At 65.3% G+C, this 13,543-nt stretch carries 15 protein-coding genes; 7 read left to right on the top strand and 8 right to left on the bottom strand.

Annotated elements, in window-relative coordinates:
* Positions 1-112: 112 nt before the first annotated feature.
* The gene (locus tag P3T18_RS14695) at positions 113-403 is read right to left on the bottom strand and encodes a DUF1488 domain-containing protein (RefSeq protein ID WP_169484646.1); all 291 of its coding nucleotides are present in this window, start codon (positions 401-403) and stop codon (positions 113-115) included.
* A 399-nt stretch (positions 404-802) separates the two neighbouring features.
* Between P3T18_RS14695 and P3T18_RS14690 the strand changes: the two genes are divergently transcribed.
* Positions 803-2,851 (top strand): sigma-54-dependent Fis family transcriptional regulator, encoded by a 2,049-nt coding sequence (locus tag P3T18_RS14690; protein ID WP_429300642.1) that lies wholly within the window; start codon positions 803-805, stop codon positions 2,849-2,851.
* A 160-nt stretch (positions 2,852-3,011) separates the two neighbouring features.
* Positions 3,012-3,320, top strand: a complete 309-nt coding sequence (locus P3T18_RS14685; RefSeq protein WP_429300641.1) for a 2Fe-2S iron-sulfur cluster-binding protein — start codon at positions 3,012-3,014, stop codon at positions 3,318-3,320.
* A 12-nt stretch (positions 3,321-3,332) separates the two neighbouring features.
* Here P3T18_RS14685 and P3T18_RS14680 read toward each other — a convergent pair whose 3' ends face one another.
* The 3 genes from P3T18_RS14680 to P3T18_RS14670 all read right to left on the bottom strand — a co-directional run bounded on the left by P3T18_RS14680 (position 3,333) and on the right by P3T18_RS14670 (position 4,552).
* Positions 3,333-3,527, bottom strand: coding sequence for a YqaE/Pmp3 family membrane protein (locus P3T18_RS14680; RefSeq protein ID WP_325046827.1), 195 nt, complete (start codon positions 3,525-3,527; stop codon positions 3,333-3,335).
* A gap of 128 nt (positions 3,528-3,655) precedes the next feature.
* On the bottom strand, positions 3,656-3,850 hold the full coding sequence (locus P3T18_RS14675) for a DUF1653 domain-containing protein (protein WP_429300640.1): 195 nt from the start codon (positions 3,848-3,850) through the stop codon (positions 3,656-3,658).
* 57 nt (positions 3,851-3,907) lie between these two features.
* Positions 3,908-4,552 (bottom strand): helix-turn-helix transcriptional regulator, encoded by a 645-nt coding sequence (locus tag P3T18_RS14670; protein ID WP_429300639.1) that lies wholly within the window; start codon positions 4,550-4,552, stop codon positions 3,908-3,910.
* A gap of 352 nt (positions 4,553-4,904) precedes the next feature.
* Here P3T18_RS14670 and P3T18_RS14665 point away from each other — a divergent pair, with 352 nt between their 5' ends.
* The 3 genes from P3T18_RS14665 to infA all read left to right on the top strand — a co-directional run bounded on the left by P3T18_RS14665 (position 4,905) and on the right by infA (position 6,442).
* A complete protein-coding gene (locus tag P3T18_RS14665; RefSeq protein WP_106277571.1) occupies positions 4,905-5,123 on the top strand; it encodes a hypothetical protein in 219 nt (72 codons plus the stop codon).
* Positions 5,124-5,743: 620 nt separating this feature from the next.
* Positions 5,744-6,025: a hypothetical protein gene (locus tag P3T18_RS14660; RefSeq protein WP_211610712.1), complete on the top strand. Its 282-nt coding sequence runs from the start codon at positions 5,744-5,746 to the stop codon at positions 6,023-6,025.
* A gap of 144 nt (positions 6,026-6,169) precedes the next feature.
* Positions 6,170-6,442 carry a translation initiation factor IF-1 gene (gene infA / locus P3T18_RS14655; protein ID WP_007177610.1) on the top strand — a complete coding sequence of 91 codons (273 nt, stop codon included), beginning with the start codon at positions 6,170-6,172 and terminating at the stop codon, positions 6,440-6,442.
* Positions 6,443-6,696: 254 nt separating this feature from the next.
* On the opposite strand, the gene P3T18_RS14650 is transcribed toward infA, so the two are convergent.
* The 3 genes from P3T18_RS14650 to P3T18_RS14640 all read right to left on the bottom strand — a co-directional run bounded on the left by P3T18_RS14650 (position 6,697) and on the right by P3T18_RS14640 (position 9,458).
* Positions 6,697-7,449: a GntR family transcriptional regulator gene (locus P3T18_RS14650; RefSeq protein WP_429300638.1), complete on the bottom strand. Its 753-nt coding sequence runs from the start codon at positions 7,447-7,449 to the stop codon at positions 6,697-6,699.
* 155 nt (positions 7,450-7,604) lie between these two features.
* Positions 7,605-8,351: an SDR family oxidoreductase gene (locus tag P3T18_RS14645; RefSeq protein ID WP_429300637.1), complete on the bottom strand. Its 747-nt coding sequence runs from the start codon at positions 8,349-8,351 to the stop codon at positions 7,605-7,607.
* 198 nt (positions 8,352-8,549) lie between these two features.
* Complete coding sequence (locus P3T18_RS14640) at positions 8,550-9,458, bottom strand: LysR substrate-binding domain-containing protein (protein WP_429300636.1); 909 nt, start codon at positions 9,456-9,458, stop codon at positions 8,550-8,552.
* Between the two features lie 147 nt (positions 9,459-9,605).
* Between P3T18_RS14640 and P3T18_RS14635 the strand changes: the two genes are divergently transcribed.
* Positions 9,606-10,589: an aldo/keto reductase gene (locus P3T18_RS14635; RefSeq protein WP_429300635.1), complete on the top strand. Its 984-nt coding sequence runs from the start codon at positions 9,606-9,608 to the stop codon at positions 10,587-10,589.
* A 39-nt stretch (positions 10,590-10,628) separates the two neighbouring features.
* On the opposite strand, the gene P3T18_RS14630 is transcribed toward P3T18_RS14635, so the two are convergent.
* Entirely contained in the window at positions 10,629-11,963 is a 1,335-nt protein-coding gene (locus P3T18_RS14630; protein WP_429300634.1) for a replication-associated recombination protein A, read from the bottom strand.
* Between the two features lie 262 nt (positions 11,964-12,225).
* Between P3T18_RS14630 and P3T18_RS14625 the strand changes: the two genes are divergently transcribed.
* Positions 12,226-13,503 (top strand): cyanate transporter, encoded by a 1,278-nt coding sequence (locus tag P3T18_RS14625; protein WP_429300633.1) that lies wholly within the window; start codon positions 12,226-12,228, stop codon positions 13,501-13,503.
* Positions 13,504-13,543: the final 40 nt, after the last annotated feature.

The following is a 13,543-nucleotide window of genomic DNA, read 5'->3' as shown; positions in this document are numbered from 1 at the left end:
CGCGGTTCAGCCGCGCAGAAGCAAACCGGCCGCGCGATTCACGCGCGGCCCGCTGTGTCGGCATCACATCGAAACTGGCGGGCGTGCTCACGCCCACGGCGACTCAAGCGTCCTAATTGCGCCAGTTCGCTTCGTAAAAGCGTACATAGCCGCTGCGCAGCACGAGGCATTGCGCCCTCGTTTCCGACAGCAGACGCCGCGTGGCCGCCTCGATCCGCGCGCGATGCGCGTCGAACGCGCCCACCATGTCTTCCAGACGCGGCGAGGCCGCGCCGAAGTGATCTTCGAGCGCTTCCGCAGTAATCATGCACTCGACCCTCTCTCCATCCACCATTGCCGGGAACGCCAGGGTTAATTCGCGACCTGAATACTCAGGAGTTTCGTTCGGGAAGAGGATCTGCATGGGAGTTCGCCTAAAGGTTGAGTGCTGCGCATGCTGGCTTCGGTGGATCGCGCGTCTGGCGGGTTTTCTCCTTGACGAATGCCGGCCGGCGCGGGCTCATCAACCTCATGGCACTGGCAGTGCGCGCAGTTCGCGCTGCGCGGAGGTGATCTGATTCACTTTAGACGAGTTCGGGCCGGGCGCAAGTTTTCCTTTCCGGTTTCACCGGTTTCCCGCAGGCATGCACCATTTCGATGATCTGGATGCGGGTTTCCGGCATTCCCGCGCTCCCCCGGTCGTCCTGTACTATGGCTATTCGGCCGGTGCGCGCATGTTGCACCGCGCAACAGAACGGCGGGCAACGTACCCGCCACGCGCGATCCGTATTTGCGCCGTATCCGCATAACCAGGAGACATGCCTTGGTTCATCGCTCTGCCTCGCCGGCCACCATCGGCCGGCCCGATCTTCTCGCGCAGGCGCATGCGCGCTCGCTCGACGTGGGTCTGCGCCAGTCGGAAACGCCGGACTTCCAGCCGCTCGCGCGCACTGCCTTGCGCGAACTCGTCGAACGCAATCAGTCGCTTTACACGCATGCGTTGCCGGTCATGGAATCGCTGCACGCGCAGATCGTGGATACGCAAAGCATGGTGCTGCTAACCGACAGCCGCGGCGTGATCCTGCACAGTCTCGGCGACAGCGACTTCGTCGCCAAGGCGAATCGCGTGGCGCTGTGTCCGGGCGTCTCCTGGGCGGAAGCGGATCGTGGCACGAATGCCATCGGCACCGCGCTGGTGGACGGCCAGCCGACCGTCGTGCATGCGGGTCAGCACTTCCTGCACGCCAACCGTATCCTCACCTGCTCGTGCGCGCCGATCGCCGATCCGTTCGGACGCACGGTCGGTGCGCTCGACGTCAGCGGCGACACGCGCGGCTTTCACAAGCACACACTGGCGCTCGTCAGAATGTCGGCGCAGATGATCGAAAATCATCTGTTCTCCAATCAATTCGCCGACGCCATCCGCGTGCACTTCCATGCGCGTCAGGAATTCATCGGCACGCTGTTCGAAGGGCTCGCGGCCTTCGCGCCCGACGGCTCGTTTCTCTCGGCGAATCGCAGCGGTCTGTTCCAGTTCGGCCAGCCGCTCGCCGATCTGCAAAGACAATCGTTCGACGCCGTGTTCGGCGTGCCGTTCGCGCAGATCGTGCAGCAGGCCACGCGCGCGCCCGGCGAAAACATCACGCTAACCTTGCCGAGCGGCGTGCGCGTGGTGGCGCGCGGCGAATATGCCGCCCCGCGCTTCATGGCGCCTTATGGCGACGTCGCCGGCGAGCCGTCCGGCAACGACACGAATCCGGCGACGATGCGTTCCACGCGCGTCGCGCATCCGGCACGACCGGCACGGCACTACGAAGCGCGGCCGCTCGCCACGCTCGAAAAACTCGACACCGGCGACGCGCAGGTCGCCGCCGTCCTGCGGCGCGTGGCCAAGCTGCGTGGCCGCGACATTCCGATTCTCGTACTCGGCAAGACCGGCACTGGCAAGGAGTGGCTCGCCCGCGCGATTCACCACGACTCGCCCCGGCGCGACGCGCCCTTCGTCGCGCTCAATTGCGCGTCGCTGCCCGACACGCTGATCGAAGCCGAACTGTTCGGCTACGAAGACGGCGCCTTCACCGGCGCGAAGAAACGCGGCAGCGTCGGCAAGATCGTGCAGGCGGACGGCGGCACGCTGTTTCTCGACGAAATCGGCGACATGCCGCTCGCGCAGCAGGTGCGCCTCATGCGCGTGCTGCAGGAGCGCACCGTCGTGCCGCTCGGCGGAACGCGTGCGATTCCGGTCGATCTGCGCATCGTCTGCGCGACGCACCGCAATCTGCGCGAGATGATCGAAGCCGGCACGTTCCGCGAAGACCTGTATTACCGCATCAACGGGCTCGTCGTGACGCTGCCCGCGCTGCGCGATCGCACCGACCTCGCGGCGCTCGTCACGCGCATGCTGGCCTTGCAGCCGGAGAGCGAACGTCTGCCGCGACGGGTATCCGAGGCCGTGCTCGAACGCTTTGCGCAATGCCGCTGGCCCGGCAATCTGCGACAGCTCGCCAATGTGCTGCGCACGTCCAGCATCATGGCCGAAGGCACGCATCAGATCGAACTCGACGATCTGCCGGAAGACTTCTTGCAGGATTGCATGAACGCCGACGACGCGACCCGTGGCGTTAGTACGGCAGGTGAGGGTCAGCGCGCGCACGCAGAGGGCATGCAACGCGAGGGCGACGTGAACCGTCAGCGCGATTGTGCGCCCGTATCGGCGCAGCCGACGGCGCCGGCGCGCATGGAAGACTGGCAAACGGTTCTGATCGAGCAGACGCTCGCGAGGCTGGACGGCAATGTGTCGGCGGCGGCTCGCGAACTGGGACTGGCGCGCAATACGGTGTACCGGTATTTGCGGCGCGGCAGTACGCACTGAACGTGCGTTGCAAAGTCACTCGCAAGCCGCGCAATCGCGCGCATGGAAAATCGCGCGTTGAACGACAGGCGCTGAAACCGCCCAGCGCGCGGATGGTCGGGCGCGCCAGCGTGTAAAGTGTCGCGCAACCCGTCACCACTGCCGCGCAGTCATTCTCACGATGTCCGACCCATCCCGTCCGCCGCTCGTTCGCGTCGAACCGCTCGGCGAAACCTTCGAGGCGCCCGACACCCTGACGATTCTCGAAGCCGCGGGCTTTGCGAATCTGCGTTTGCCGCGTTCGTGCCGCAACGGCACGTGCCGCACCTGTCTGTGCAAAATGACGGCGGGACGCGTGCGCTATACGATCGAATGGCCGGGCCTGAGCCGCGAAGAAAAAGCCGAGGGCTACATCCTGCCTTGCGTGGCAATCGCCGAAACCGATCTGGTGCTCGACGTGCCGGACGCGGCGGCATCGACGCCGCGCTAGCAATGCGCCGGCTTAACGGCCGCTGCCCATGGCGCGGGCAATTTTCTTGTCGGTGGTGTACTGGCTCAACGCATACACCGACCAGATCGCAGCCGGGATCCAGCCGATCAGGGTGATCTGCAGAATCAGGCAGATGATGCCGGCAAACGGACGGCCGATCGTGAAGAACTGAAACCACGGCAAGATGATGGCAAGCAATAGACGCATGCAGATTCCTGTTGATTGTGCGGTTGGTGATGCAAGTTTTGACGCTGTGCGAACGGGTGCGCGCTGCGTTATACGCTACGTGCGACGCTACGTGCGCGACCTGAAGAAAACGCCTGCGCGCGGCACGCCTAATTGATCGGTGCGAAGCGCGGTATTTTCTCGCCGTCGACCTCGACCAGTTCGAAAAACACCGAAGCCGGACGTGTCCAGATCGTACCATTCGCCGCTTTGTAGACGATCATGATGACCGTCGGATCGGACTCGAGCGTCGCTTCGCAGATGAACTCGTAAATTCCGCCTTTGTAATGCCGGTAGCGCACCATTCGCCTTCCCCGTTGAATTGAAAACCGTGCCTCGCAGCGGCGTCGGCCATGCCGGCGTCAGCCGCCCTCTTTCATCTGCTTCAGAATCTTGTAGACCGTCGCGCGTCCCATGGTCAGCACCGCGGCCACGTAGTTCGCCGAACTGCGGCCGCGAAACGCGCCTTGCGCGTGCAACGCCTCGACGATTTCGCGCTTGTGCTCGCGCGTGAGCGCATTCACGCCGATCTGCCGTTCGCGCAGCCACGTGTGCAGGAACGTGTTGATGCGATCCTGCCAGTCGTCGCGAAACAGGTCTTCCGAGGGCGCGTCGGTGAGCGAGCCGCCTTTGATGAACAGATCGAGCGTGGCGCGCACGTCTTCGAACACCGCAATGTTGAAGTTGATGCACAGCATGCCGGCCGGCTTACCGTCGTCGTCGAACAGGATGTTGCTCACGCAGCGCATGCGCCGGCCGTCCCAGTTGAGCTTTTCATAGGGGCCGATGGTGCGCCCGCGCGCCGCGTAGTGGATTTCGTCGAGCACCGAAGGACCGCCCACTTCCAGCTTCGAGAGATTGTTCGCGAGATACGCGATGCGCTGATCGCGCAGGTCGTGGATCACCACTTCGGCGCACGGATAGAACAGCGCCGCGATACCGTCCGCGACAGGTGCATAGCGTTCCAGCAGCAGATCTTTCACAGGCGTGGTGTTTGGTTTGCGCATCGGACAATCGCAGGGTTCGAAGGAAGCAGCGCAACGCCGGCGCCCACGAAGCGCGGGCCGCCTCGCGACGCGGACCCGCCATTGTAGCCACCGGACCTGTGATCGGCGACCCCACGCCGACGAGCGCGCCGATAAGCGCGTTCATGACTCGCGCCGCGTCATTGCGATGCAGAACGGTGTGCTTGCCGCGGGGCCATATCGGCCGACGAGCCGTGTCGTGCGCGCCATGCCGCCGTCACCGCGCCACATTCGCACTGCGAGCCTGTTGCGTGCGCACAGCGCGAATTTTGTCGGCGTGGCGGCGTGTTTTTTTTCGTGCGATAACAGACCCATCTATTTGACGGAGCAACAGATGGCTACGCTCGAAGCGTTTCGCGCCGTGCTCGATGACGAGGGCACGCCCGAGATCATCCGCAATCACATCATCGATTCGCTGCAATACACGCTGCGCAATCACGGCCAGATTTTCACGTCGAAGGAAGTGGAATGGCTGGCCGGCTGGGACGACGCGCGCATTCCGCTGGCGGCGTCGCGCGAGTTGCAAAAACGCGTGGCGGAAACGTCGCGCTGAGCTTGAGCGGGTTTCAACGGTTTTCGCCGGTTTTCATCGATTTTCTTCGAGCGCCATCGGCCTGAAGGCCGGCGCCCGAACGATCGGCAAGCGCCGCGCCCCGTCGCAGGCGGGTCGCCGCGCATCGCGCCACGCCACGGGCCTCGGGTCGTTCGCGCCCAAGGCCCGTCGCACGGGCGGTTCCGCCATGCGCGGAACTTTTTGCTATCCAATTAGCCCCATTTAGTGCATCATATTGGAATAGCTGTATTCCGCATCCGTAGCATCGGCAGCACCAGACAGTCCCATCGGCATCTCCGCACCACTCCAGACTGTTCGACCGCCGCCTGTCGGCGATCCCGTCACTCCGGCAATGCGCCGCATGCATTCGCCGTCGCGAGTTGTACAGCTGAGATGCTCAGCTGAGTTGCTCGGCTTACGCGCCCGGTGTCTGCGCGACATCAGCGTGTTTCTTCTCCATTGAATCCGCGACTGTGCGCGGCCGCGCTCAAGCCCTCGCCATCGGGCCTGTGCCAACCTTTTTCCATGGCGGCGCGCCCCAAGGTGCTGCGCTGCCCGGCCCGTCTTGCCGCGCGTAACACGCGTGACACGGCAGCCACGTAATACAGGACACGTGCTACATGAATTCAGTTGTCAAGACGTACAAGGGTTACGAGATTCACCCGCTCGTCTATCCGCGCCGCCCGACGGACGGTCAAACGAGCCGCAACCCGGACGCCGGTTATGACGCGTCGGTACGCATCTGCCGCGTGGGCGCCAATCCGGCAGCCGACGGCCGTGTGTTCCGCCTGCAGTATCTGTTTCCGTTCGACGGCACGGGCAAGGCGCGCATCGCTTGCATGGCCCACGCCGAGCAGTTGATCGACGGTCGCGTCGACGGTCAATCCGTCGCCGATCTTTGAGCGGTAATATCAGCGAATCCGCGGTAACCGTGGTTGCCGCAAGACGGTGGGTTCGACACCCGCTGTCAACCGTATCGAACACCGTTCCGGCCGGTCAAACCGGCGGCGCGGCAAAAAACCAATCCCATCGACCAGGAGTTATGCATGGCGAAAGAAGAACTGCTTGAACTTGACGGTATCGTCGACGAAGTACTTCCGGATAGCCGCTACCGCGTCACGCTCGACAACGGCGTCGTGGTTGGCGCTTACGCGTCCGGACGCATGCGCAAGAACCACATCCGTATTCTCGCGGGTGACCGCGTTACGCTGGAACTGTCGGTTTACGATCTGACCAAAGGCCGGATCAATTTCCGTCACAAAGACGAGCGCGCCACCGGTGGCGGCGGCGCACGCAACTCGCAATTCCGCCGTCGTTGATGCCGGCGTCACGCTAGCGCGATAAGACCGGATCGACCGGCTTCGAGCGCAGCGTCAGTCGCAGCATCGGTTGCTGCATCCATTGCGGTATTCGCTGTGGCGAGAACCGCAGCACGTCGATGTTTGCGAAGCCTCGAAGCCTCGAAGCTTTCTACGCGCCCACTCCGGCCTGACCTCTACGCTCAGGCCCGAGCGGCGCGTTTGCGGCGTCGCAGGAATCACGCAAGAGCAGGCTCAGCCTGCCGCGTGCCTCTCTAGTTCACCCGTACGCCAAAAACCGCGCCGAGATCTTCTCCCGCGGTGCTTGCGCGCATCTGCTCCACCACCCGCTCTTCCAGTTCCGACAAGTGCTCGCGCATGGCCGCGAGGGCCGCGTGCAGATCGCCCGCTTCCAGCGCCTCGATAATTTGCAGATGTTCGTCGGCCGAGCAGGTCGAGCCTTTCGACGGATCGTAGAGCGCCTTATACAACTCGGTCTTGCCGACCAGTTGCCCGACCAGCCCGAGCAGTTCGGTGCCGCCCGCGAGTTCCGTCAGCAGCACGTGAAACTGGCCGGCGAGCCGCACGGACTCGTCGAGCGCACCTGCTTTCGACGCCTTTTCCTCGCTGCGCACGTGCGCCCGCAAGCGACGCTTGTGGCTCGCGCTCACGTGCCCGCATAACGCCGCGACAATCCCCGCCTCGACGATCTGGCGCGCGCGATAAACCTGGCGCACGTCGGCCTCGGACGGCGACGGCACGAACGCACCGCGATTCGCTTCGAGCACCAGCTTGCCCTCGAACCCAAGCCGCGCCAGGACCTTGCGCAGCGCGCCGCGCGTGCAGCCGAACGCCGCGGCGAGATCGCGCTCGACCAGTTGCGCGCCCGGCCGCAGACGGCCCTGCAGAAGCGCCGTGGTGATCGCCGAATAGATGCGCGCCTCGACGCTCGCCGTTTCGGTGTCGGCGGAATGGGAGGCAGGCAGGGCCGTGTCGGCGGACGACGATCGTGGAGAGCGTGGAGCCATGGATTCGGTGTCGGAAAGCGGGACAGTCGCCGGCATTGTAGCGACGTCGATCGCCCGGCGCGGCCGCCGCCAAAAAATATCGCCTGCCGGGCCGCGGGGCCGCCATCCGCGCAACGGCGTCGTTCATGGTCCGCTCATGGCTCACTCACGACCGCTTACAACTCCTGACTCGTCGGTCGGAACAGGATTTCGTTCAGATCGACGTCGTCGGGCTGGCTCATTGCGAATGCCACGACGCGTGCGAACGACTCCGCCGGAATCGCATGCTGCTCGTAGAACTCCTGGACGCCCTTCGCCACGTCCGGCTCCGTCACGCTGTCCGGCAATTCGGTCGCGACCGCGCCCGGCGACACGATCGTCGTGCGGATGTTGTACGGCTTCACCTCGAGACGCAGCCCTTCGGAGAGCATTCGCACGGCGGCCTTGGTGGCCGCATACACCGCGCTGCCCTGCCGCACCTTGTGACCGGCCACCGACGACACGTTGATGATGTGCCCGCTTTTCTGCGTTTTCATGATCGGCAACGCAGCGGCGATGCCGTACAGCACGCCTTTCAGGTTCACGTCGATCATGCGGTCCCAGTCTTCGATCTTGCCGCGTTCGAGCAGCGAGTGCGGCATCAGACCCGCGTTGTTCAGCATCACGTCGACGCGGCCGTAGGTCTCGACCGCCTTGTCGACGAGGCGTTGGACCTGCGATGCATCCGTCACGTCGGTGGCCACGGCGAGCGCCTTGCCGCCGTCGGCGACGATGGCCGCCGCCAGCGCGTCGATCCGCTCGACGCGCCGCGCGCCCAGCACGACCGCCGCGCCCTGCGACGCCAGCAGACGCGCCGTGGCTTCGCCCAGCCCGCTGCTCGCGCCGGTGATAACGACGACTTTGTCGGCGATGTTTTGCGTCATGGTTCGAACTCCTGTTTCGTGAAAGCACAATCGGCCGATGTTAATGTCGGCGCGACACGAGCAGAAGGCGATCCACGCGCATGGCCTTGTGCGAAAAATTCACAAATCACCCCGGCCGTTCGCCTCACGGTGCGAACCATTGCAAAACGGCGCGGCACCGCACGGCATCGCATGACACCGCGCGCGGCATGCCGCGCCTCAGGGCAAGCCCGCGGCCTCGGCCCAGTCACGCACCGCCTGCGCGAACAGGCGCAAGGCCGTCGGCGGATGGCGATTGGCCGGGTAATACAGGCACAGCCCCGCAAACGACGGGCTCCATTCGGCCAGCACCCGCACCAGTTGCCCCGACGCCAGGTGCGCGCTCACGAGATGATCCGGCACCCAGGCAATGCCGATCCCGGCCAGCGCCGCTTCGACCATCAGATTCAGATTGCCGAGCGTCATAGGACCGTCGACGTCGATACTCGCGCTTTTGCCGTGCTGCTCCAGATCCCAGCGATACAGCGTGCCGCTTTCGAAACGAAAACGGATACAGCGATGCTGCGCCAGATCGTGCGGCGCCCGCGGCGCTTCGTGAGCTGCGAAGTACGCCGGCGACGCGACTGCGGCAAAGCGCATGTCGGCGCCGAAGCGGACCGCGATCATGTCGCGCGGCACGTCTTCCAGCACGCGAATGCCGGCGTCGAAACCGTCCGCGACGATATCGACCAGCCGCGTATCGACGACGAACTCGACGTGAATGTCCGGATAGGTCGCGAGGAAACCGGGCAGCACGTTGCGCACGAGCAATTTTGCGGCGGACTCGGACGCGCTGATGCGAATCGATCCCGACGGCCGGTCGCGCGCCGACGTCACCTCGTTCACCGCGTCTTCGAGATCGGCAATGGCGGGCGCAACGCGCCGCAACAGTTGCTCGCCGGCTTCGGTGAGCGCGACCGAGCGCGTGGTCCGGTTAAACAATCGCACGCCGAGCCGCCCTTCCAGGCCGCGCATGGCGTGACTGAGCGCCGACGGCGACACCCCGAGCGTACGCGCCGCGGCACTGAAGCTGCGCTGATGAGCAATCGCGACAAACACGTTGAGTTCGGACAGACCGGCACGCAGCATCGGTGAAATTTCCTCATAACCTCATGCGATTCTAGCCATATTGTTGAACCACGCACAGCAGACTAAGATTGACTCCCCTACAGCGTGGGGTCGCGCCGGAGATTCCGGTCGGCACCGCGCCTGCCACTTTTCGACAGGAGTCTTCACATGCAAAAGCGCACACTGGGTAATGGCGGTCCGGCAGTATCGGCGATCGGCCTAGGCTGCATGGGCTTGAGCTTCGGCTACGGGCCGGCCACGGAAAAAAGCGAGGGCATCCGCTTGATTCGCGCCGCCGTCGAGAAAGGCGTCACGCTATTCGACACCGCCGAATGCTACGGGCCGTTCGTCAACGAGGAACTGGTGGGCGAGGCGCTCGCGCCGTTTCGCGATCAGGTCGTGATCGCCACCAAGTTCGGCTTTCAGAACGGCGACTCGAAGCAGCCGCTCGATAGCCGCCCCGAGCACATTCGCGCGGTGGCCGAAGCGTCGCTCAAACGGCTGAAAACCGACCGCATCGATCTTTTCTACCAGCATCGCGTCGATCCGAATGTGCCGATCGAAGACGTGGCCGGCGCAGTCAAGGATCTGATCGCCGAAGGCAAGGTGAAGCACTTCGGCCTGTCCGAAGCCGGCGCGCAGTCGATCCGCCGCGCGCACGCCGTGCAACCCGTGGCCGCCTTGCAGAGCGAGTATTCGCTGTGGTGGCGCGAGCCGGAAAAAACCGTGCTGCCGACGCTCAAGGAACTCGGCATCGGCTTCGTGCCGTTCAGCCCGCTCGGCCGCGGCTTCCTGACCGGCGCGATCGACGCGACCACCTCGTTCGACAAAACCGACTTCCGTAATCTCGTGCCGCGTTTCTCCGAAGAGAATCGCAAGGCCAATGCGGGTCTCGTCGAGGTGCTGGGCAAGATTGCCGGCGAACGCGGCGCCACGCGCGCCCAGATCGCCCTGGCGTGGCTGCTGGCACAGCAGCCGTGGATCGTGCCGATTCCGGGCACGACCAAACTGCATCGACTGGAAGAGAACGTGGGCGCGGCGAGCGTGGCATTGTCGGCGGCCGATCTTGCCGCGATCGAGTCGGCGCTCGAGCAGATCACCATCGTCGGCGATCGCTATCCGGCCAGCCTGCAGCAACGCGTGGATCGTTGAGAATGGTCGAGGCGCCGGCGTTCGAATGATGCGCCGGCGTTAGCTGTCCCGGCGGGGCGCCTCGCCGCCGCCGTCTTTGCGCGCCTGCTCGTCGAGTTCGCGCAGGTGCTTCAGCTTGTCGGCGATCCGGATTTCCAGGCCGCGCGGCACGGGCTCGTACCAGCGTTGCGCGGCGAGGTCTTCCGGGAAGTAGTGCTCGGCCGCCGCGTACGCCTCCGGCTCGTCATGCGCATAGCGGTAGTCCTTCTTGTAGCCGAGGTCCTTCATCAATTGCGTCGGCGCGTTACGCAGATGCAGCGGCACCGGTCGCGTGCGATCGTTCCGCACGAACGACAAGGCCTGATGCCAGGCCATGCTCACGGCGTTCGACTTCGGCGCCACGGCGATGTACACGAGCGCCTGCGCCAGCGCCAGTTCGCCTTCCGGCGAGCCGAGCCGCTCGTAGGCCTCGGCCGCGTTCAGGGCCAGTTGCAGCGCGCGCGGATCGGCATTGCCCACCTCCTCGCTTGCCAGAATCACGATGCGCCGCGCGAGATAACGCACGTCGACGCCGCCGTCGATCATGCGCGCCATCCAGTACAGGGCCGCGTCCGGATCGGAGCCGCGCGCGGATTTGATCAGCGCCGAAATCTGGTCGTAAAACGCCTCGCCGCCTTTGTCGAAACGTCGTGCACTCGCCACCGACGCACTGCCGACGAAGCCCGCGTCGATCCTCTCCAGGCCCGCAGCCCGCGCGGCGTTCGCAAGCTGCTCGACGAGGTTCAGAAACTTGCGGCCGTCGCCGTCGGCAAAACCGATCACGGCGTCGAGCGCGGATGACTCGAAGGTCGGCGTTCCCAATACCGTTTGTGCGCGCGTGAAAAGCTGGCGCAACTCGTCGTCGGAAAGCGGCTCGAGCACGTAGACCTGAGCGCGCGACAACAGCGCGCTATTAACCTCGAAACTCGGATTCTCCGTGGTCGCGCCGATCAGCGTCAGACGGCCGATCTCCACGTGCGGCAGCAGAGCGTCCTGCTGACTCTTGTTCAGGCGATGGATCTCGTCGAGAAACAGCACCGTCGAGCGTCCCTGATGATCGAGCACCTGCTGGGCGCGCGCGGCGGCCTCGCGCAATTCCTTCACCCCGGCGGCCACCGCCGATTCCGCGATGAATTCGTAGTCGAACGCGCGTGCCGCAAGCCGCGCGATCGTCGTTTTGCCGACGCCGGGCGGTCCCCAAAGAATGAACGAGTGCAGCCGGCGCGAATCGAGCGCGAGCCGCAGCGGCTTGCCCTCGCCGAGCAGGTGGGACTGCCCCACGACATCGTCGAGCGATTCGGGCCGCAACTGCTCGGCGAGCGGCGCGCGCGGCGCGGTGGCAAAGAGATCGGTCATGGGCGTGCAAGGTGACGAGGTGACGAAATGATCCAGGCGCGCGTGGGTTCGCTGCGGTTCGCTGCGGTGCGCTCGGGTTCGAACAGGGCTCAGGATTTTACGCGCAGACACCGGCTCCGCCGGAAAACCACGATCGGCGCTATACCGGACATCACGGAAATGGTTAACCATTTTTTGATATTATGGTTGACCATAAACCGATCAGACCGCGCGGTCCCTGCGACCCCGAAGCGCGGCGTCGCTGCTTACTTCAAGGTCTATCGTGAATTCGCCCTCCCGCGCCGCGCCCGATTCCCGTTCCCACGCCCGCCCCCACGCCGGCACCGCTGCCCGCGCGACTCCGTTGACGCGGCAGGATCTCGTCTGGCTCGCCGCGATCGTCGCGATCGGCATCAATCTGCGGCCCTTGCTGACCTCGATCAGCCCGCTCATGAACACGATTCGCGACGGGACGGGCCTGAGCTTCTACGGCGCTTCGCTGCTGACCAGCCTGCCGGTCGTCGCGATGGGCGTCGGCGCCTTCGGTGCGGCCGCGCTGGCGTGTTGGGTCGGCGAAACGCGCGGCGTGGCGCTCGGCCTGCTGGCCATCGCGCTCGCCTGCGCGGCGCGCTGGACCGCCGCGAGCGGCGCCTCGCTGCTCCTGACGGCGGCGCTCGCCGGCGTGGGTGTCGCCGCCATTCAGGCGCTGCTGCCGTCGGTGTTGAAGCAGCGCTTCCACAGCCGCGTGCCGCTCGCGATGGGCGTGTTTTCCGCCTCGATCATGGGCGGCGGCGGCTTGGGCGCGCGCCTGAGTCCGATGGTCGGCGCCGCGATGAATTCATGGCATGCGGGTCTCGCCGTGTGGGCGCTACCGGCCGTGCTGGCCCTGTTCGTCTGGCTGGCTTTGAACCGCCGCGCCGCGGCGACGGCCACACCCGCTCCGGCACCCACCGCGCCAGCGCGGGCCGCGACGCCGCCGTTATGGCGCACGCGGCGGGCGTGGACGCTCGGCCTCTATTTCGGCATCGTCAACGGCGGTTATACGAGTTTGGTCGCGTGGCTGCCGGCGTTCTACCAGCAGCGCGGCGTGAGCGTCGCGGACAGCGGATCGCTGCTCGCTTCCATGACGGCGTTTCAGGCCGCCGCGGCCCTGCTGCTGCCGCTGGCCGCGGCGTCGTTTCACGACCGCCGGCCCTGGCTGCTGCTGGGACTGTCGGCGCAACTCGCCGGTCTGCTCGGCCTGATCGTCTGGCCCGACGCCGCCCCGTTGCTGTGGGTCGGCGTAGCGGGAGCCGGCCTCGGCGGAACGTTTTCGCTGACGCTCGTCACCGCCATGGACCACTCCGCGCAGCCGACCGTGGCGGGCAAGCTGGTCGCGTTCACGCAAGGCGTCGGCTTCATCGTCGCGGCCGTCGCGCCGGTTGTGGCCGGCCTGATGCGCGGCTGGAGCGGCGGCTTCGGCGCAGCGTGGATCATGCTGGCCACGAGCGTCGCCGTCATGCTGGGCGTGAGCCTGCTGTTCTCGCCGTCCAGTTATGAAAAATGGCTTGCCGCAAAATAAACGGGAAATTCACCACGGAATCAAGCCGTTCCCGCTGGTC

Origin of the sequence: Paraburkholderia sp. GAS199 (assembly GCF_050436585.1) — a bacterium.
Lineage (GTDB): Bacteria > Pseudomonadota > Gammaproteobacteria > Burkholderiales > Burkholderiaceae > Paraburkholderia.
The sequence above is the reverse complement of the archived record's forward strand: the minus strand, read 5'-3'. Positions and strand labels throughout refer to the sequence as shown.